12 protein-coding genes are annotated in these 22,995 nt (G+C 29.0%); all 12 read right to left on the reverse strand.

The genetic code is table 11. From position 1 onward, the window contains the following. Positions 1–62 precede the first annotated feature (62 nt). The 12 genes from NNC19_RS05500 to NNC19_RS05555 all read right to left on the reverse strand — a co-directional run bounded on the left by NNC19_RS05500 (position 63) and on the right by NNC19_RS05555 (position 22,991). Positions 63–4,949 (reverse strand): DUF5724 domain-containing protein, encoded by a 4,887-nt coding sequence (locus NNC19_RS05500; protein ID WP_310937619.1) that lies wholly within the window; start codon positions 4,947–4,949, stop codon positions 63–65. Positions 4,950–4,967: 18 nt separating this feature from the next. Further along, positions 4,968–5,387, reverse strand: a complete 420-nt coding sequence (locus NNC19_RS05505) for a hypothetical protein (protein ID WP_310937620.1) — start codon at positions 5,385–5,387, stop codon at positions 4,968–4,970. 10 nt (positions 5,388–5,397) lie between these two features. Then, the gene (locus NNC19_RS05510; protein WP_310937621.1) at positions 5,398–6,171 is read right to left on the reverse strand and encodes a hypothetical protein; all 774 of its coding nucleotides are present in this window, start codon (positions 6,169–6,171) and stop codon (positions 5,398–5,400) included. A gap of 460 nt (positions 6,172–6,631) precedes the next feature. Further along, complete coding sequence (locus NNC19_RS05515) at positions 6,632–7,843, reverse strand: HDOD domain-containing protein (protein ID WP_310937622.1); 1,212 nt, start codon at positions 7,841–7,843, stop codon at positions 6,632–6,634. A gap of 286 nt (positions 7,844–8,129) precedes the next feature. Next, on the reverse strand, positions 8,130–9,533 hold the full coding sequence (locus NNC19_RS05520; protein WP_310937623.1) for a right-handed parallel beta-helix repeat-containing protein: 1,404 nt from the start codon (positions 9,531–9,533) through the stop codon (positions 8,130–8,132). Positions 9,534–9,743: 210 nt separating this feature from the next. Beyond that, positions 9,744–13,187, reverse strand: coding sequence for a pectinesterase family protein (locus NNC19_RS05525; RefSeq protein ID WP_310937624.1), 3,444 nt, complete (start codon positions 13,185–13,187; stop codon positions 9,744–9,746). Positions 13,188–13,263: 76 nt separating this feature from the next. After that, the gene (locus NNC19_RS05530; RefSeq protein ID WP_310937625.1) at positions 13,264–15,021 is read right to left on the reverse strand and encodes a glycoside hydrolase family 28 protein; all 1,758 of its coding nucleotides are present in this window, start codon (positions 15,019–15,021) and stop codon (positions 13,264–13,266) included. A gap of 79 nt (positions 15,022–15,100) precedes the next feature. Then, positions 15,101–16,657: a glycoside hydrolase family 43 protein gene (locus NNC19_RS05535; protein WP_310937626.1), complete on the reverse strand. Its 1,557-nt coding sequence runs from the start codon at positions 16,655–16,657 to the stop codon at positions 15,101–15,103. A 15-nt stretch (positions 16,658–16,672) separates the two neighbouring features. Then, positions 16,673–18,061 (reverse strand): MFS transporter, encoded by a 1,389-nt coding sequence (locus tag NNC19_RS05540; RefSeq protein WP_310937627.1) that lies wholly within the window; start codon positions 18,059–18,061, stop codon positions 16,673–16,675. Positions 18,062–18,383: 322 nt separating this feature from the next. Beyond that, positions 18,384–19,880, reverse strand: coding sequence for a glycoside hydrolase family 43 protein (locus tag NNC19_RS05545; protein WP_310937628.1), 1,497 nt, complete (start codon positions 19,878–19,880; stop codon positions 18,384–18,386). A 56-nt stretch (positions 19,881–19,936) separates the two neighbouring features. Next, positions 19,937–21,184 carry a response regulator gene (locus tag NNC19_RS05550; protein WP_310937629.1) on the reverse strand — a complete coding sequence of 416 codons (1,248 nt, stop codon included), beginning with the start codon at positions 21,182–21,184 and terminating at the stop codon, positions 19,937–19,939. Continuing rightward, complete coding sequence (locus NNC19_RS05555; protein WP_310937630.1) at positions 21,177–22,991, reverse strand: histidine kinase; 1,815 nt, start codon at positions 22,989–22,991, stop codon at positions 21,177–21,179. The genes NNC19_RS05550 and NNC19_RS05555 overlap by 8 nt, the downstream gene beginning before the upstream one ends. Between the last annotated feature and the right edge of the window lie 4 nt (positions 22,992–22,995).

The following is a 22,995-nucleotide window of genomic DNA, read 5'->3' on the forward strand; positions in this document are numbered from 1 at the left end:
TCCCTCCATTTCAGTTACCTAATAGACTATCCTTATCAATTTCTAACATAAATGATGATATTTTAAATTTGTTCTAATATACTTGGATCTTTTATCTTCTTATCTTCTGCTAAAAGCAATATTTTCGATACTATCTCTGCACTCTTTGGATCACTATCTATAAATGGTAAAAATATCTTTCCTCTATGTCCTGAATGTACAGCAATTATATTTATAGCTCCTGTCCCCATTTTATGAGTTACTCCACTTCCTAAGTGAACTGTATATTCTCCATGAACTCCATCAATATATGCATGTGATCCTTTTAATTTAACATTTCTAAGTTTCATAAGCTTCAATATTTCTTCTACGATTGCAGTTCTTATTTCAATAGTTGATAAGCTTGCCTCTGGGTCTACTCCGCCTACATGTGCAACACTTACAACTAAATCCAAGTCTCTCATTACTTCTGAGAATATTAATTTCGATATTTCATCCAATTTTACTGGTTTATAAGTCTTTCTATCTTCAAACCTTATATATTCAATAGAAGGCGACTCTATATCTGTTGGTGAAAACCAGTCTGCCATAGCATATATTGTTGCAACTATATTTTCTTTATAATAAATCTTTTGTAATCCTTCTTCATGACTTGCTATCCAACCTCTAGTTTTTAAAAGAGCTAATGTCTTTTTAGGTTGAATTTGATATCCTGAATATCTTCTTGATAAAACACCTTCTTTTTTCTCATCAGCATTTGTCATATAAAGTTCTCTAAATACTTGTTTAAAAGGCTGTATAATTTGTTTTTCAAATATATTTTTTTGATAATCTTTCCATAATCCTGCATTATAGAAATGAATAGGATGTGCAATAATTACATCATCTTTTTTGTTTAACTTTTTCACTTCATTTTTGGAACTAATTAAATTTTCTCCATCTATATATCCAAAAAATTCTCCTGATTTAAACACTAAATTTTTGATTATTGGCAATAGTACAGGATTTTTGCATAAATTTATTAATTCATCACCTTTAAATATTTCTTCATCTTCCATAGCTTTTTCAAAACTTAATCTTGCTCTTGAATGTTGTGCTTTTAAAGATTTCTTTAAGGAATTAACCTCTAGTATATATTCATGTTTCTTTAATTTTGCAGGGATACTCTTAAGAGCTTTCCCATTTTTATTGCAAATCACTTCTGCTTTACCTAGCTCATCAATAGCAAGTTGTACTTCAACATCTTCTATCTTTTTCGGTTTAAGATACTTTAATACAGCTTTAATTTTCATAGTTTCCATATTCCAAGTTAATCTGTTAACATCTGAAAATCCTGCATTTCTTGCTAAGTTTAATAAAGCAATACCTGCACTTCTTACCTCACTTGCTTGTCTTTGAGCTCCAAACTTTTTACTTTCTTTAATAAATTCTTGAATATATTCATAACGTTCTAATACATCTTTTTTCTTTTTCACTGGTATTAATCCATATGTAAGAAGATAATCTTTATTTCTCTTATCCATTACTCGATTTTTAACTTCATCTATATCAAGCTTTCCTAAAGTTGCATCTACAAATAGTTGAGCTCTCTTATGTAAAGATCCTCCAGCTATATACTTTGCACTATCATATACAAGCTTAAACTTTTCTTCTCCTAAAGTTTTGTAAGCTTCCTTAAACCATCCTTGATCAAAAGCTCCATCCTTTAAGTCTTGTGATGATATTGGTGTATATCTTGCTATAATTGATGATTTTTCTTCTGAGAAATAATCATTAACATGTGCATGGAAGTACCAACAAGCTGACTTTAACCCTTTGTATCCAATATAATCAGAAACTATGTCAAGCCATTGAGGTGCATACATAGCTGCTTCAATCAATTGCTTATCAGTTACCTTTTTATTTTTCAAAAATTCTTTTAAAGTTTTTGCACTTTCTCCTTCTTTAGGATAACAGTTCTTTAACAAATGGCTTAATATTTGCTTTTTAGTGCAATTTCCACTAACGAAATTATATCCTCTAATATAAGTATCTTTTTCTGATGCTAGTATTATTGATGCAAATATGTTAACTCCTTCACATCTATATACCTTAGAAGCTAAAACTGTTACTTCTGTATCAAGTTCTCCTCTATTAACTTCAATTTCAGCTATTGTATTAATAGCTTTTTTAGAAAGTTCCATTAATTTTTTATATTTTAACAATTCATTTCTGTTGTTATAACTATATCTGCTAGTTATATTTTGTATATTATTTTCACTATTTGGTCTTTCTAAAAGTTCTTTGTACATTTCATTTTCATCTATTATTTCTAACTCTAAAGCACGTCCAAAATCATTTAAAGTTAAGGTAGAGTTAATATAATATCCACTAGCTTTATAATAGTTATAAGCTATATTAAAATATTTTTTAAAACTTTCATCATCTTCTTCACCCCTAGCTAATAATTCTAACCAATAATTCACTTCACAAGATGATGCTATATAATCCTTATCACCATAATAAGAGTATCCATTTCCTTTTAAATATTTTTTACTATGATTATCTTCTGGAATTATAGTATATAAATATTCAGATATACATTTACCTATTTTAAATCTTTCTTTTTTAGGAATTTCCTGTCCTAAAAGATTAATATATGACTCTACTATATTGTAATATTTTACATTCTTTAGTTTTTTTCTAACATCTCTAATTTCTTTATAATTAAAACTTTCTTCTAACAATTCTCTATACCAGTCAAGGTATGTTCTATATTCCATTCCACCAATTACTCTAATATAGAAATTTAGTTCAATAACTTTCCACCAATCTAACTTATTTTTCTTTGCAAATTCTCTTACTTTATCTGCAATAGGATAATTATCTAATCCAATATTCTCTCTATTAAAAGGTCTTAAATAATTTGAACCACCTAAGGTAATCATTATTTTACTATCATCCCAATTTACTGTCTCATATTCTAAATCTCTATTTTCATAAATTAGTTCCCCAAATTCAGTTAATATGTTTATAACTTCACAAGATGTGGAGTTCAATTTACTTTTTATATTAAATCTATTATTTTTTCTAATCTTTTCAGGTACAAATATTTTTGAAGGCTCATATAATCTAAATCCATTTTTAAAATGCTTAATATCTTTTTCATCTTTAGAAATATTTTTTGTTAATATCTTGCCCTTTTGCATCATATCACTCATAGATGATATAACTTCTAAAGACTCATTAAATATTTCCTCATGATTTTTATCTCCATCTATTGCATTAACTATATCTACAGCAGCTAATTTTTTATTTTCATCTTTACTGTCTACTAATTTTTTTATTGTACTTAAAAGTTCTTTACTGTTTTGCTTTAACAATAATTTTATTGCACTTTTTCTTAAATCTCCTGATTTAAATTTCAATAAATTTTCAACGTAAATATAATCTTCTACAGTTAAACTTAGAGTATTTACCACTTTAAATGCAGCCTCTCTAACTCCTTGCCCTCTGTCTCCACAAGATTCTATTAATGCTATTTTTTGCTTGATATTCTTAGGTTTCTTTAAAAATATTCTTGTTAATACTTCTCTTCCATATACACTCATTTTATCTTTATAATCAATAAGTATATCTAAAAACTCACTTTCAGGATTTACCCCTATAGACAACATCATCTTTTCCATAACTTCAGCTTTAGTAAGTTTTAGATTAACCCAAGAAAATACACTTTCATTAAATATAATTTCTTTTTTAGGCATTTTATCCACTATTCTTTTTAATTTATTGAAAAGCTCTACTCCATAATAATTTCCACCTAAATTTTTATATACTTCAAATCCACTTTTATTATTGTTTAAACTATAAGTACTTAAATCACTAAATATATTTTTAATAGCTAATGTAACTACTTCTAAATCGCTATCTTCTAACATTTCACAGCCTATTTTATGTCTAAAGCCATTAAACTGTGTTTGATTCAAAAATTGCAATGCTACTAGCTTTTTATATACAACCTCACCACTTAGAAGTTTATTTAATACTTGATTAACATCTTCTACTTCATCAAATGCAACTGACCATATTCCTATATATATAAGTAAATTATCATCTGACTCCAAACATGAATTTTTATATGTTTCATCTGTTAAACAACTATACGCTGCATTAAAACATTTTTCTATAACCTTTGGTTTTTCTACCTCTAGACTTAGTCCTGTCCAAACATCAAAAGCTCTAACTACAGATGAAAATCTTGTTAGTTTGTTATCTATTATAACTTTTAATATATATAAGAATCCTTCTTTTGAACCTTCATCTAAACTTTCAGTTATAGCTTGTCTTAATCCTTCTTGAAGTTTTGCTGCTAATAAAAGTTCTCCTACTAATATGTGAGCTTCTTTTTTCTCACTCATTAATAGTCCTTTAATTATTTCTCTTGTAACAATAGCTGTATTATTATCACTATAAATTATTTCTTTAATTTTATCTAATACATTATCAATTTTTACAGCTAAGATATCTGAAATTACTGATACCCCTTGATAGTTTTCTTTATTATTTTCAAAATATTTATCTAATGAAAATCCTAAAGCTTTTAAGTATATAAATTCCTCTAACTTATCTATATTTTTTCTTAGATACAACTTTGATGATATTTTTGTTCTATAAGATCTTCTATAGTATCCAATAGAGTATGTATATTTTGTTATACTATTCCAAATTTCTTTAAAAGTACCTGCATCTTCTCCAAAAAGCATCTCTAAAGCTTTATATTTATCTCCTTCAAATACTTCTTCAATTGAATTTATATTATCATCCCATAAAAGATTTACTAAATTCTCATATGTAATTTCTTTTTTATTATAATTAGCATTAATATTATCATAAATTGCTTGTATTATCTCTGTTCCATCTAACTCTTTTTTACTAATGATGTTTTTCAAATATTTATTGACTAATACTTGGTTTTCTCCATAAAAATACATAATCTTTTGTTCCTTTCTTTACCATAGTCTGCCTGAAAGCATAGTAAGTTTTATAAATGTTAAAACGTCTTCATTTTTTGCTATTAATGGTGAATCTAGACATTCTGTCTCCTCATCACCAACAAAAACCTTATATAATCCATCTTCATACGCAAGCAATGCTGTATCTATAGCCTTATTTAAATCTTGTGTATCTTCATTATATATAGTTCCAAATGAAACTTTGCCTTCATTTGCCTTTCCTTCAATTTGTTGCCCAGTTAAATAATCTACTATTCTTTCCTTTTTTAAGTTTTCATTAAATTCTTCAACATTTTTAGTTACGATTTTTCCAATTAATTCTCTAAGGGTTTCTGGAATCACATCTAAAATTATCTCTTCTTTTGTTATAAAATTTTTACGTGACCCAGCTTGTTTTACATTTATATATAACTTCATAAATCCTCCCCTATCTACTTAACTTAGCTAAAATACTATCATCATTTACTTCAAGTATAAAAGTTGATCCATGTGATTCTCCAAAAAATAATTGAATAACACAATCATTTCCCTCTTCTTTTACAAATTCACTAAATAATCCTTTATTATTGATTGAGTTATAGCAAATTGCACCTTCAAACTTTGCAGTTTCATTATCCACAAAAAAACAAGCAAGTTTAGATTTAAAAGGTTCCTTAATATTTTCAAAAATTGCTTTCCATTCATTATCTAGCTTTTTATCATGGTCATTAAAGTTTTTAATATCATCATATTCAATTGATGTACAAAACAAAGAATCTAATGCATTATACAATGTTCCATCTGTATGAATTCTAGTTACTACTATGGCATATTCAAATTCTTCACTCTCACTCATATCTATGTTGTATTTTTTGACAACATCTATAAGACTTGCTCCTTTTAAATATGCTTTATCTCCAATCAGAATTGTTTCTTTATTAATTTCATCTACTATTTCTTCTCCAAACTGAGAAAAATATTCTTCCTTCATCTCAATTAATGAGTTATTTACATCTATAATATGCTTATCATAGATAACATTAATGTCTGACCCCTCTTCCATTCTAAGAGTACCTTCCGAAATATCAGCTCTTTTCAAATATTCTAATATGCGCCAAGCAAAACCACTTGCCCAAAAATAGTGCTGATATACTTTATCATTCCTATCCTCTATCTGACAATTTATAATAATCTCAAAAGCTTCCTTAAGTTCATTATTCATTTTTATCCCCCATATTTAGTATCTATTTATAGAATCTTATATTGCGTTTTTAAGAACTAAAGCTATACTATATAATAACTTGTTTGAAATTTTTACATACCTTTAGAAACATATGTATATATAGATAAATATTTTTCTTTTGACAACAAGTTTTTGTCCTCATAAAATTCATTAACCCACTAGATAAGATTTATTATAGAAATGTAAGAATTACTTAACTTTTTATATTTGCACTTTACTGTTGAAACTCTACTTATTCAGCTTCTATTTTTTGATATATATAGACAAATTATAATATATTTACTTAATAAAATACAACATATAATTATAAATTATATATTATATTTCAATTAATAGTTTGAAACATAGTATTAATAAACAATAATACAAAAAGTGCATAAATTCCTTTATTTTAAGGATTCATGCACCTTTATAGGCTGATAAAATATTTTATTAATAATTATTGTCCTTCTATTCCATCAATACTTATTATGGCTTCTAAATAACATTCTCTCACAAATCTTTCATCCAATCCAAACTTTCCAACTAATCTATTCACTTCTTCCCAATTTCCATTTTCATATTCTACAATTAATTTTAATATCTCCGAAAGGGTGTTATCTTTTTTCAACAAAGCTTCTCTAACATCATTTGAAACAGGTAAGTCGCCTAAAACTTTTTCAATTGGTATATTCATAAGTGCATCAATTAAAGAAAACATTCCCGTTATAAATGCATCAAAACTAGATACTTCTTCCTTAATTTTGTAACTTAATAACTCTCCAAAGAAAGCTCTAATAAGAGACATTTTAACAAGTTCACCAATCTTACTTTCTCCCATATTTTGAAGAGTTATTATAAATAACCATTTCTTTAATTCTTTTATTCCAATAATTATTATTGCATCTCCAATTGAAGTGATTTTTCTCTTTAATGAAAAATGAGCTGAATTTGCTGCTTTTAGTAATTTGTATGAAAGGGAAACATCATTTTTAATTAGATTCTCAATTTTTCTAATATCAACATTATCTTTATTTAATTCATTTATTAAGCTCATATAGGTGAATTTGTAGCCTGAAATATCTTTGCCTTCAATAATTACTGGTTTACAGAAAAAATACCCTTGAAAATAAGAATATCCGTATTCTATTGCTTCTTTAAACTCCTCTTCTGTTTCTACCTTTTCTGCAAGAAACTTTATTTTCTCATTTTTTATCTTTTCTATAATTTCTTTTCTTTCTTTTCCTTTTGTTAGAATAAAATCAACTTTTATAATATCTACATATTCTATTAATTCATCAAATTCTTCTGTATAACAAAAATCATCCAAAGCAATGACATAACCTTTTTCTTTCAAAACTTTACAAGATTCAATTATTCTTTCATCTGGTTCCACTGATTCTAATATTTCTATTGCAATACTATCTTTGGGGAAAGCTTCAATAAATCCTGAATTTATCAATTCTCCATCAAAATTAATAAAGGCTCTTTTTCCTTCTGTAACTTTTTCTAAACCTATTACAGAAAAACTATTTCTAATTACCTCTAAAGTTGGATTTGTATTTTCTACATGATTAAATTTGTTATTATTGCTATTTCTAAAAAGAAGTTCGTAAGCAACAACTTCCTTATTAACATCTAATATGGCCTGCCTAGCTACATATACATCCATCCTACACCCTCCTAAATAATCACATTTAGCTTCCCCATTAGCTTCTATATTCATTACTACATTTCACTGATTACTATATTATATTTTAATAATGCTTCTATCTACTTCTAAGATATTTATCGAATATTAATACTAATGCTTTAACGTTATTTGCTCTATTGTTTAAATTAATTAAATTTTCTTTTATAATCTCTATTAATCCCAGCATATTCCAAACTAAATTTACCACAAGAAAAAGCTATCTAACAGACATTTCTAATTAGATAGCTTTTCTTTTAAATCCATTTTATTTTGCTGGTGTTAGTACTCCACCACCATTTAAAGTATATGTTTGCCCATTTAACCAACTATTTGCTGAATTTGTTGAATCATAATAAATTGTATTTCCATTATCTTTTATATTACTTAAACTAGTATCACTATCAGTAAATGCTGATAAATATGAAGTTCCATTAACAGTCCACATGCTAGTTTCATCAAGGGTTAAGTTAACTGTTCCTGTATTTTCAGTATCTATTGTACCAGTATAATAAGTATTATTCTTCAAATTCATATTTACAGTACTAATTTTATCACATACAACATTTCCTTCCATTGTTTGATAAGTTGTATTAAAAGTTAAATTTCCTGGATTAGCCCCTGCTGTTCCCCACATTCCATTATCATTACCTTCTGCATCAATTAAAACAAGACTATCCCCAGTATTTTTAAGGTTAGTATTATTTAAATTTACTACAGCATCAGTATTAGTTACATAGAACATTGGTCCTACTGATGTAGTAATTGACCCTCTAGTTGTTGTGAATGTGCTAGTTCCAACTGCTGCATCTCCTGAAGTACTTTGATATAACATAACTCCATGTTTAGAATTTCCTGAAATACTTGTATCAGTTAAAGTAATAGAATTTTTTCCTTCTATTACAGCAGCTTCAGACCCTGTAGCTGCAAAGTTAGAATCAGTAGCTGTAATATTTCCTGTTGAATATATTCCTGGAGAACCTTCCCCAGCTGTTGTCCCTGAAGTATTACTTACTGTTACAGTTCCTTCACCTCTATCTGTTGCCAGAGCCGCACAGTGAGCCCCCTTAGTTGTTATTTTAACATTCTTAGCGTTTATAGTTCCTTTTTGTGTTGCATCTAATCCACGAGATGAATTTTGAGTAGTATTAATCTCCACATTTTCTACATTAATAGTTGATCCTGTTCCTGTTGAGAAAATAGCATTTGCACCTTCTGCATTTGTAGTAACTTTACTATCTTTTAATGTTATTGTACTAGCTGACTTGGCTACAACTCCAGCATTTAATCCATAGAAATTACTTGAATCTCCTGAAGTTGTATCTCCTCCTGTTTTTGATATTGTTGAATTTCCAAGAGTTAAGTTACCACTATCACTTACTATAACTGGTGACACATCGGAATCTGATGCAGTTATTATTTCATTATATTTTGACTCAGTTCCTCCACTTTGACTATAAGTAGCAGTTCCTACAACTTCAGTTTGTCCGCCTCCAGGTTGTCCTCCTCCCTGTCCATCGGGTGGTGGACCACTTGGTGGTGTAGCAGTTGATGAAACTTCTGCTGCTTGAGGATTGCTTAATCTAGCTATGTTAGCTCCACTAAAAATCATATAACTTCCCATTGTTACTGCTAGTGTTAGACAAATTTTCATTTTTAAAGACTTATTCATAATAATCCCTCCATCTATTAATTTATAATATAATTTGTATATCTGGTATAGTTATAATAATAAGGAATAATTATGTAGCTGATATCTAATTTGTATGTGAACATTGTGTAAAATTATGTGAAATATACTTTATAGACAAATGTAAAAATTAAAAACACAGCTTTTTACACTGTGCTTTATTATAAATAAAATTATTGGGCTTCAATAATTTTATTTCTCTGTTGGATCCCAATTATCAGATTCACCTAAAAGTTTAGGAATGGTATATGATGATACTTCATCAGCTGTAAGTTTCTTCTCCCATGTCACACGTGAAGATAAATCAAGAGGATTATCATTTAAATTCTTACTGTTATATTCTGAGTATCTTGCTGTAGTTTCATTTGATACCTTCCCCCAATTGTTCCATCCAGTGGCATTAATATGATCCCACATACTGCAATTTATATAAGCAACTGAACTATATGGACGCCATGGTCTACCAAGATATACACCCTTTTTATCTTTTAGTAGAGATTCTGCTGTTAATTTACAATTTAAAAATACATATCCATAATCTTGATTTTCTGGTGTACATGCTGCTGTTACATATCCACCTAAGCGTGAATGGATATCACAATTATCAAAAACAGCTTTTCCAGCACCAAAAATATAATCTACTGAACCTGCAACTTCACAATCCTTAAAATACGACCTACATACACTTACTGTTGGCTGATCTGGTATATTGCTAGTAGTTGAACTATCTGTTTTATTTCTTGTGAGCAAAGTATCTTGATATCCTAATATCTTACATCCAAAGAATCTTGCTTTATCAGCAATTAAGTCCAAAGAAACAGCTTGTCCTACCTTTGATCCAGCAGCATTCTCTATAGTAATATTTTTACCTGTGAAATTGTCTCCAGTAACTTGCATTGTATAATCATTGTAAGTTCCCAAAACATTTCCTGATGAATCTTTCTTCATAGGGCTATCATCAAAAGAAATACGAGTACCATCAGCACTTTCTCCTATGAGAGTTACATTTGGACAATCTATTAATAATTTTTCATGATACACTCCATTTTTCACAAAAACTATCTTTTCCTTGTTATTATCCTTTAAAATAGAATTTACTGCATCCTTTATATTATCAAAATCACCTGTTCCATCCTGTGCTACAAGTATTACATCTGAATCTGAATCTAATGGCAAAACTGAAACCTTAGCACAAGCTTTTTTAGATGTTCCTTTTACTGTTCCTTTCACTTCAAATCCAGAAACTGATGAATTTTCATATTGTGATGGATCAACTTTATCCCATTTCACTGATAATTCTTTTCTTGTTCCATCTTTATATAATGCACTAACCTTTTTGGGAAACTGAATTTTCCCTGGAGTAGCTTTAACTATAGCTGTTTCTATTTCGTCTATATCATTTTTTTCAACTTTAATCTTTGCTTTAGCTTTATGATTTGACCCTGAAACTGTGCCTTTTACTTCAAAGCTACCATCTTTCTTATACTCAGATGAATCTACATCATCCCATTTTACTTCCATAGGAACAACTGAATTATCATCATAAGTTGCATATACTGCTTTAGGTAATGATGGTGCATGCCCAATAATTGTTGAAACCTTAACTGTTTCAAAACCTTTGAATGTTTCTTGTCCAGTAATTTTAATTGGCAATATTCCCTTAATGCTTGAATCCCCTTTTGAGGTGGCAACTGCTAGTACTGTACCATTTTTCTTAGCTGTAACCACTCCATCTTCAGAAATTTTTGCTATATCAGTACTTGAATAATCTAAGTTACATACACTCCATTTAACAGATTTATCTTCTACTGTATCTGGAAGCACTATTGCATTAATTTTTAATGAGCCATCTTTTTCTGTAATTGCTGACTTTTCTCCATTTACACTTAATAATAAATTACTTACATCTGAACTATCATTAGTTGCCTTTTCTCCTTTACTTTCTGATAAAGTTTGGATATTTTTACTTGCTGTTTCTACTACTCCATTTGCAAAATTACAGTTCTTAAAGAATACATTTTCACAAGAATTCAAATTAGCCTTAACAAAACTACAATTGGTAAATTGTAAGTCTCTTAAATATGAAATGCTATTTCCAAAATTTGAACCATTTAAATCTAATATATAATCTGAACTACCTGTTAATCCTGTAATATTGGTAAATTGAAAATTAGATATATCAGGTAATGCTACTCCTTCAGTTGCTCCAGCTTGCTTATCATAATTGGTTATTACAGATATTTTATTACATATAGAATCTCTCAATTGTAAATTTCTAATATATCCACCTCTTGATGGACTCACTTTTACACGTATCCCATTATTTGTAGCTCCATCTTTAAGTTCAACAGGAACAAGAGTGCAATCTTCTCCATATATATCACTTATACCTCCAGACATTTCACTACCTAATGTAATTCCTCCATGTCCTGCATTAAATACACACCCACGATAATATATATTTTTAGATGGAATTCCTATTTGACGACCTTCTGCATCTTTTCCAGATTTAATTGCTGAACAATCATCGCCAGTTGAAAAGTTATTTTCTAACATATATACATTATTAGATGAATTTGGATCAAAGCCATCACCATTATGAACAGTTGTTGTAATGTCTAGGTTATATGATGTTATATCACTACTATATATAGGAACTATTGTCCACATCATTCCATTTCTAATATGAACTCCATCCATATAAACATTTGAGCAGTTCTTTAGACTAATTAAACTTCCTCCACCATAATGTGATGCTTTATTATGTTCTTTATCAGCACAAAATGCATCATAAGCTTCTCTAAGTTTTAAACCATTATCTTCATCTCCAATAGTACCCTCCCCTATAATTTTGATATTATGAGTAGTTGCACCTTTTGTATGGTCCATTGTACCAGCATTTAAAAGACTTCCAAAGGCTGGATTTCCCAAAGTTGGACTATTAGGATCATATATATCTTCTATATCATGTCTAGCTGAAGTCCATGGGTAGTCACTTAATTCTGTACTTGGTATAAGTTGTGAGTTTTGAGCTACATAAAAAGTCATATCATCGTGAAGATTTAAAGCTCCACTTAAAAACTTTCCTTCTGGTAAAAGTACTGTTCCTCCACTTGGACAATCATCTATTGCCTTTTGGATTGCTACAGTATCTTTCGTAGTTCCATCTCCAACAGCGCCATAATCTTTTACATTAAGAATTTTTCCTTTCTTTTCAGTTTTAATAGTAACATCATTACTACTTTCAGATTCTACTCCATCTGCATCATGGGCTTTTACTGTGTATTTATATTCTTTATATTCATCTAGTCCCTTCATTTTGTAATAAGTTTTATTGGTTTCTCCAACCTTTTTTCCTTCACAGTAAATTGTATACCCTGTAACATTAGAATACTCAACAGGCTTTTCCCAAATTAATACAACCGAACGCTCTGTTGCTGAAGCTGGTGATTCACGTAGATTAGTTGGAGCATAAAGCTTTTTATTATTAATTTTATCAGTAACTACATTTGTTGTAATTTCATTTGATTCTTCTGCTCCATACACTAAATTTCTTGTTAATGGACTAAGCCCTGTACACATAAAGACTGCAATAAAAATAGATAGAATTTTTCTCTTTTTTATCTCTCTTTTCATATCTCCTTTTACTACTCATTTTATGAGTAGTCCCCCCTTCATTTTTGTTTTCTATTTCTCTTCCCTTTGTTTTTTATTAATCTACATTCATTGTAGTCTTTCCCTTAAATTTTAGTTTTGTGCTGTTTGTAATTATCCATGGGTTAATTAAGGATTCATCAAAAGTTACATTTTTAAATGTGCAATTTTTTGCATAATCTAATAAAGCAGGTTTAGTATTTTTAAACTTTACATTATAAAAATCAATATTATTATGCTCACCATTTTGTAATCCTTGTATCATTATTGCATTTCCTTTGGCACCATCAACAGAACAATTTTTAATTTTGATATCTTTAAATAATGGCGGCTCTGACACTGGATTACTTGGTAAATCTCCATTATATTGACTTGTAAATATAAATGGTTGTCCACCATTATCAGTCAAATCTTTCATAGCTGTATCTCTAAATATAATATTTCTAGCACCTCCGCCATTGCCTTGGCTACTTTTACAGCGAAGGCCTGTACCAGTTCCATTTAAAACATTATCTTCAGCTAATATATTTTGAATCCATGCAGCAGTACCACTACCACAAACTACAGCTCCATGACCTCTACCAAAATAGTTATTAAAAATCCATATATTTTCCGTTGGTTCATTTTTAGAATCTGTCAAACCTTTTCCTGCATTAAATGCAACATTATCATCTCCAGTATCTAAAACACTATCAACTACAGTTAGTCCTTTCCCATTTACAAGACCTGAACCATCCCCATTATTACAATTATAAGTCTCCATTTTTAGACCATTTAATACAACATTATTACATCTATTATTTGTTACTGTGTGTTGTGAAGGGTTCTTAAGTGTTAACCCATCTCCTAGATACAAATTTTTCACATCATTCATTTCTATAAGATTAGAACGTGTCCTATAAGCATCTGCAACAGAAAATCCATACTCCTTAATTGCCTTTTTGTACTGGTTAGCTGCTAATTTCCCATTTTGTTCAACAGTTTTTGAACTGCTTGGTAATGATACAAAAAATCCATTTGGATCATTTGCTGCAGTATCTTCTAACCATCCATTACCATCAATAACTCCACTTCCAACTATTCGAATATTGTCACTATTACCTTTAATGAGTGGAGTTGCCTTACTCACTTTTGTAATATCTCCATAAGGATATTCATCAGCATTTTCTGAAGCAAATAAAACTCCATCAACTTTAAATGTCATATTTCCTTTTAATGAAATAGGGCCCGTTTTAAAAGTTTTATCTTTGGGAATTAATACTGTTCCACCATTTGCACAAGCATTGATAGCATCTTGAATTTCTTTAGTATCAATGCTTGTCCCATCCCCTTTTGCTCCATAATCTAAAACATTAAATACCTTTTCCTCTGAAGCTGTTTCAACTGTTATGCCTTCGCTATCTTTTGATTCATTACCATCCTTATCTATTGCTCGAATAGTAAAATTGTATTTAGTATTTGGCTCAAGTCCTGTTACAGTATAATTGTGAATACCAATTTTTACAGCATCAGAATTTGTACTATCATTATAAAACTTGTCTAGATACTGTTTTGCAACTCTACTCCCACTATTCGCATCCCCAACTTTATATCCATTTTCATAGATATTATAATTTCTAATACCTGTATAATCATCAGGCTTCTCCCATATTAATGTAACTTTATTATCTGTAATAGATTGATTAATAATTTGGAGTTTCTGAGGTATACTCACTTCTTGTTTAGTTGCATAAGCACTATTTCCATTAACTGATGTAAAAATAAAACTCATAAAAACAACACCAGCAAACTTACATAGACTTTTCTTTCCTATCATATTTTTTAACCCCTTTCTATGTATTTTAATGCAGTAAATTTTAAAACTAAAATCTACTGCATTTAATCAAATTTATATTTTATTTTGGCACATAGTTAAAATATCTAAATTCCGCCATACATCCATTCTTTTTTCCCAAATTATTTACTGTTAATCCAATAAAGTTTCCTGTAAACCCACCTGATAAAAAGCTTATATCTTCTTCAGATAAAAATTCTTGTTTCCCTTTATCGGCTATACTAAACTTTGCATTTATTCCATCCACCTCTACTTGAAGTTTTACTACTTCTCCACTTACAGGAATTTTAACAGGCAATATAGAAAATTCATCTTTCACAGTCTTCATTATTTGAGCCACAATTCCTTTTTCTTCATCATAAGATAGGTATAAATAAATATAATTCATTATGTCCAAATATAATATTAAACCTGCAAGTTCTAAGTAGCTCTTAGGATTAAATTTAATTTCAGTTTCTGAACTAAACTTAATATCTCTTTGACGAATTCCTATAATATGCTGATCAAAAGTACTTTGAGGTGATTCTCCTCCCCAGATATTAAGTATAGACTTTTCCTTATCTATATTTATCCATTTATCATTAGGAAATAATCTCAGGGTACTCCACTCACTTTTCAATTCATCACAACTAAAATCATCAAAAAATCTATTACTTTTCTCCTTGATCTCACCATTAAAGTCTTGTGGTAGTTCAATATTTACTGCTGGAGAATGTCCTCCATGAATAAGCCTTAACCATCCATCTTCTGCCCAAATAACCTTTTGAAGAGCAGTTTCTCTTCCAAGTATAGGGTACTTTCCTAAAATAGGTCTTGTACACAAATGAGCTAAATACCACTCCCCTTTATCTGTTTCAACTAAACTAGCATGTCCTGAACATTGAAGAAGTAAATCTGAATTATCCCTAGATGTAAGCATTGGATTTTGTGGATCAACTTCATAAGGCCCTGTAATCTCCTTTGATCTAGCCACTGTGACCATATGACCCTCTTCTGTTCCCCCTTCAGCAGTTAAAAGATAATAATATTCTCCATGTTTATATATTTGAGGTGCCTCTGTTTTTTTATGCTCAGTTCCATCAAATATTTTATACACTTCTCCCACTAATTCATTTTTGTCTATATCAAATTCTTGAAGAACAATTCCAGAAGATCTATTTCGTGTGTTAATTCTATAATCCCAAATTTCATTTAATACCCACTTTTTTCCTGTTTCATCATGAAATAACGCTGGATCAAAGCCTGAACTATTTAAATAAATAGGTACACTCCAAGGCCCTTTTATATCTTTTGATGTGGTAAGATAATTATTTACATCTTTAAATGGCACTTTAGTACTTTTTACATCAGTATACACAAGATAGAAAGTATCATCTGAATAAGTTAAATGAGGTGCCCAAATACTGCATCCCTTTGGATTACCTTGTAAATTTATTAAAGTTTCATCTGTCAAAACTGATGAACAATAATCCCAATTTACTAAATCCTCTGATTCATAAATTCTTACTCCTGGCAGCCATTCAAAGGTAGAAACAGCAATATAATATTTCCCCTTTGCCTTTACTATACACGGGTCTGGATTAAATCCTTCTAAAATTGGATTACGTATAAACTGCATTAATATCACTCCTAATTAAAAATTAATTTCTTTCTCTAATTCTCTTGCATTTCTTTCTAATAATTCCTTAGAAATTTTATTGTATGTTTCTTTATCTAAGTTATAGAATCTCATACAAATTATAGCTAATGTATAAAGGCAAATTGGTATAACTGCTGTTGCAATAAGAATTCCATGTATTGCTACAGGTGTTTGTGTTTGATTTGCAACATAGCCAGTAGCTGCTAAAACAAGTCCTGGAATCATACCACCAAGCGCATTTCCACATTTAAAGAAGAAGCCTATAACAGCATAAATCATACCACCTAAACGTTTATTAGTTTTCCATTCACCATACTGAACTACTTCTGGAATCAAAGACCACATAAAGGCACTAATCATACCATTACCAACAGAAGCAATTCCACGTGAAATAAATATTAATATCACCCAATTACTTGGACACAAAAATAATCCTACCATTCCTATAATGTCAGTTACTATAGATATTGTCATAAGCTGCTTTTTAGTTAACATTCTACTTAATTTAGGTATAAAAGGGATAATTAACAATGCTGGGAATGTTCCAATGGCAGAATACCATTTAACAAGTCCTGGCATTCCTACATAATATGTGACATAATAAATTCCTGTTGAGCTAACAACCGACTTTACACCATAAATAACAAAGAAAAATACACTTAAAACTACTAATGGCATGTTAACTTTAAACTGTTCAAAAATATCAGTAAACTTAATTTTTGTATGTGATGAAGGAACTACTACTCTTTCCTTTGTAGTCTTAAAACATATAAGTAATAGTATACCTCCAAGTGTAGCTATAATAACCATTGTAAGTTGCCAACTCTTACCTAAACTCATTGATTTTGAAAATAAACCAGCTAATAAAGGCACACAAAATGAAACAATCACTTGTCCAACATTAGCTAAAAATGTTCTAAAAGTAGTTACACTAACAGATTCTTGTTGATCTTGTGTCATTGCTGAAGTTAAAGCTGAATAAGGTACATTAATAAATGTGTAACAAATTGATAATGCTATATATGTTGCATAAGCATAAATTACTTTAGCACCATCATTTAGTGCTGGAGTACTGAAACAAAGTATAGCTAAAATAGCAAATGGTATTGCACCATATAATAGAAATGGTCTAAACTTACCATGCTTAGTATTGGTTTTATCAATAATAACCCCTATTATAGGATCTGTGACTGCATCTAAAATACGTACTACAAAAAACATAAATGCAGCTACACTTGATGTTAATCCAAATACATCAGTGTAGAAAAATAAAAGATAACTTGAAATACTTGCATAAATAAGATTACATGCAAAATCTCCAAACCCATATCCTATCTTTTCTTTTGTTGAAATTCTAGTGTTTAAATTATTAACTTGAGCCATTAAATACCCTCCTGATTTCAAAATATGATCTTTTAACAAATATTAAATCCTTTACATTTTAGACATCATCAATTTCCCTCCATTATTTGCCTAATACACTTCATTTATTTCTCATAGATTTATTATGATTTATTAGCTCTTATTAATAAATAAACTATTTATTGTTTGTTGTTTGTTATTTTATGTTTTTTGAGTTATATTTATTTTGTTTTTTTATAATTAATGAAAAAGCTTGTACCACATTTGATTAGGTCCAAGCTTTGTTTTAGTTTAGATAATTCAATATAATATATTTAATTTTTATACTTATCTTTCTACCTTATTAAAGATATTCACAACTAAAATTCGTGAATTCTGCATAACTATCACATTGTTCATCATAAGCATACAACCCAATTATAACCCCTGTAAATCCACCAGCAACCTCTGAAGAAAGATACTTAGTTTGTGCTGTGCCAAGCAAGATTTCCTCACCATCTACTTTATTAAAGAAGTTATAGAATTGATTATTTGCTCGAATAACAAGTGAAGCTGTATTAATATCTTTCAAATCTGCAACTTTTTCTATAGACTTAACATCACCTATATTAAGTCGTTCAATTACTTCATACCCATTTTCACTTTTTCTTATTGCTAAATCATAATGCTGATTTTCATCCATATATATTGTAATACCTGCCTCACCCTCTGATATACATACATTACAAGAAATAACTGCATTAAAGTCTTTTTGTCGAATCCCTATAAATGTTGGTGAATCTACCATATCCAAGGTTACTTCTGTTCCTTTAAGTTTTAGATTATTTTCTCCAACTAGATAATTCTCAGTTTTCGGGAAACGTAAATAGCACCACTCATTGTCCCATTTTGTATTTTCAAAAGTATAATACACTTTCTCCTCTTGAACAACACTGTTATTAATGCTATTTATATCAAAACACTTACTTGTTGTGCCATTGTGTCCTGCTGTAAACCATCCATCATCATGAAATTTAGCTGGAGTTAAGAAAACCTCTCGTCCAAGGTGGTGATAAGTAAGCCATTGCCCTATTTGTCTAAAACCAAGATGAAGAATCCACCATTCTCCATTTTTATCTTGAATAAGGTCCCCATGACCTACCCCTTGTATTTCATATCCCCCTAAATTACGATTTGTCAAAGCAGGATTACATGGATATGATTCAAAAGGACCATAAGGAGACTTACCACGTGAATATGTTATCATATGACCAAATTCAGTTCCTCCTTCTGCAGCCATAAGATAATAATTTCCATCTATTTTATAAAGATGTGGTCCCTCAAGAAATCGTCCACCTGTACCTTGCCATATTGTACGACTTGATGTTAACTTTTTGCCTGTTTTAATATCAATTTCACATTGTAGGATACCAATAATTCCATCATCATCTGCTCCATTACTCATAAAATATGTTTTTCCATCTTCAAAGTATAAGGATGGGTCAATCCCACCTTGATCTACATATATTGGTTCTGACCATTCTCCAAGAATATTGTCAGTCCATATATAAAAATTCTGCTGACTTGTAGCATTGGTAGTAGTCATATAGAAACGTCCTTCATTATACCTTATTGTAGGCGCAAAAACCCCACCTGAACTTTCTATCTTATCAAGTTCAATTTGGCTTTTTCTTGTAATACAATGTCCAATTTGTCTCCAATTAATAAGATCCTTGCTTTCAAAAAGCGGAACAGAGGGAAAATACTGCATAGAACTACATACAAGGTAATAATTATCTCCTACTTTGCACACGCTAGGGTCTGGGTAAAATCCTTTAATTACGGGATTATTATATTTCATTTTATATACCTCCTCTAAAATCTTGTTATTGCATAATTATTTATACTTTTATTTTTTTATATATCAAAATTTTCATTTAGCTTATCACTAACTTCCTGCCTATATTCTGTTGGTGATAAGCCTGTATTTCTTTTAAATAACACACTAAAATATTGAGAATTAACATATCCTATTTCATCAGATATCTCATATGTTTTCATATCAGTAGTCATCAATAAATATTTTGCTCTTTCAATCCGTATCTTTATAATATAATCAGAAATATTAATACTTTTTTCTTTTTTAAACAAAGTACTAACATATGAAGGTGTTAAATGTACATTTTTTGCAATTGTATCTAAACATATATTTTTCTCTTGGTAATGCTCATTAATATAATCCATTATTTGTTTTACAGTTTTCTTATTCGTATTCTCATTGTTATTGACTATAATAATTTTTTCATCTTTATCAAAATGATGGTTCACTTGATATAAAGATATTACATCATTTACTTCATCATAGGATTTATTTATACCTTCTATTCCTTTATAGACTTGTCCCACAACTGCTTTTAATTGAAATATATGCATTTCTTTCCTTAATAAATAATCTAATTTTCCGATAAATTCCCTAAATAAATCCAAATTCTTTCTATCAAAGTTAGTTATGACATATAATTTTTGCTCTGCCTTACAAAAGTATAAATTAAATTCACAGTTCAAGTTTTTAATATCTTTTTGCAAAAGATTATATCCTTCTACCATATTCTTAGATTCTTTTATTAAAATACATGTAACAAAAAAATCATCATATAAAAAATTTATTTTGCTATTCAATAAATTTTTTTCTATTTCTTCTGATTTCTCATCATAAAACAATAGGTCCCTTAATATTTTATTTTCTAATAATACTTCACTTTGCTTTACTCTCTCCATTTGACTCAAAGATACTTTGTATTCCTTTCCAGCTTTTAAAACAGCTGTTAATATTTTTTCATTTTCTTCATATTTCATAATATACTGACATACTTTATAATTTAATGCCTTCTTTGCATACTCAAATTCATCAAATGCAGTTAATAACACCACTTTTATCTGTGGATAGAATTCATAGAGATATTCCACTAATTCCATTCCATCCATAAAAGGCATCTTTATATCTGATAATATAACCTCTGGCATACATAATTCTAATTTTTCTATACATGCTCTTCCATTTCCTGCCGTTCCAACTATATCAACATCATTAGATTTCCAATCTATATTTTTTTCAATACCTTCTCTTATAATCTCTTCATCTTCAACGATAAAAAGTCTACACATATTTCTCTCCTCCTTTCTTGTCCATTTCTATAGGAATTTCTATAATTACCTGTGTAAATTCATTTTTTATACTATTAAAACTCATTTTTTCATTATTCCCGAAATATAACTTTAATCGACTATTTACATTTCTTAGTCCAAAACTTTTTAATTGTTGATCTTTTCTACTATATTTAATAGATACTATCAAATCATTTAGTTCTTCTTCACTCATTCCTAAACCATCATCATATACTTCAAATATCATCATATTACCCTTTTTATTCCCTGATAAGATAATTGTCCCAAGGCCTTCTTTTCCTTTAATCCCATGATATATTGCATTTTCAACTATAGGTTGTAAAGTAAGGATTAACATTTTTTCATTCAAGATATCATTACTTATATTAATATAAAATTCAAACTCTTTATCATATCTCATTTGTTGAATTTTAAGATAATTTCTAATATGCTCAACTTCTTCACTCACATAAATAATATCTCTACCTCCACTAAGACCTATCATATAAAATTTTGAAAGAGCTGCACACATTTCACTTGCTTTACTATTCCTATCCATATCAATTAGATGCTTAATTGATCCAAGAGTATTATATAAAAAATGTGGTTTAATCTGTGACTGCATTATTTGAAGTTCCAATTTTGACTTCTGCTTTTCTTCTTGCATGACCTTTCTAAAAAGTTCAAGAATCGATATTTTAAAACTTTCTAATCCCTTTGATAATGTTCCTACTTCATTTTCTGTATCAATTTGAAATTGAACATTTATATTTCCAAGTTCAAACTCTTTAACTTTTTCTGAAAGAATTTCTATTGGTTTTGATACTCCTTTTGCTAATATAGTAGAAATATATAACAACATCATAGTTAGTACTCCAATAAACACCAATAAAATTAACTTTAAATTATTTGTTTCTGTTACTAAATCTTTATTAGGAACAATTCCCACCACATTCCATAAGTTATCTTCTTCACTTCTATATATTGAAACTTTTTCTCTTCCTATTTTGGTAGCTTTAACATTATTATTTTCAATATCATCCTCTATTTTATTAATATCACTATCTTTAAGTGTTTTTATTGTATTACTAACAATTGCTTTACCATCAGGACTCATAACTATCATATATCCATTTGGACTGATATTAACTTTGTCTAATAATTCTTTAAAATAATCTGCCTTAAGGTTGTAAATTAGTATTGCTTTATTTTTTGAATCACTAGTTCCAAATTTTTTTACTATAGAAATAACATCTCTTGATGATTTTGAAGAAAAAACTGTATCTTCATGATTTTCTATCCATCCATATCCTGTTAATGAATATATATCTCGATTAAACCATTCATTAAAATCCATTCCTATATTAACTGGAGTATCACCTTTATATACACTAACTTCTACCCCATTATTAGTTACAAAATATATTGAATCAATCATATCATTGATACTATAATATATAGACTCCATTTGATTGTAACAATCTATAATATCTATATACTTTCTAGTTGCATCATCCTCTGAATAGGAATTCATAAAGAGATTTCCAATAGGTGTACTATCACTTTCTGATACCATTTGAGAAAATGGTATATTTATTTTTTCATTAACAGAAATAGCTGTTTGATTTACCGAATTTTCAAGTAAAAAAGATGAATTTTTTTCTATTTGTCTTATTTGAAACCAATATGAAAAAATTCCAATTAGTATAGCTGATATTAATATAACTGGAATATATATTAAATTTAGCTGTTTCTTTATAGGTTTGCTCCATAACTTTTCAAATAACTTTTTAAGGAATTTCTTCATATCC

It is taken from the genome of Clostridium sp. SHJSY1, from assembly GCF_031626875.1.
GTDB lineage: Bacteria > Bacillota > Clostridia > Clostridiales > Clostridiaceae > Clostridium.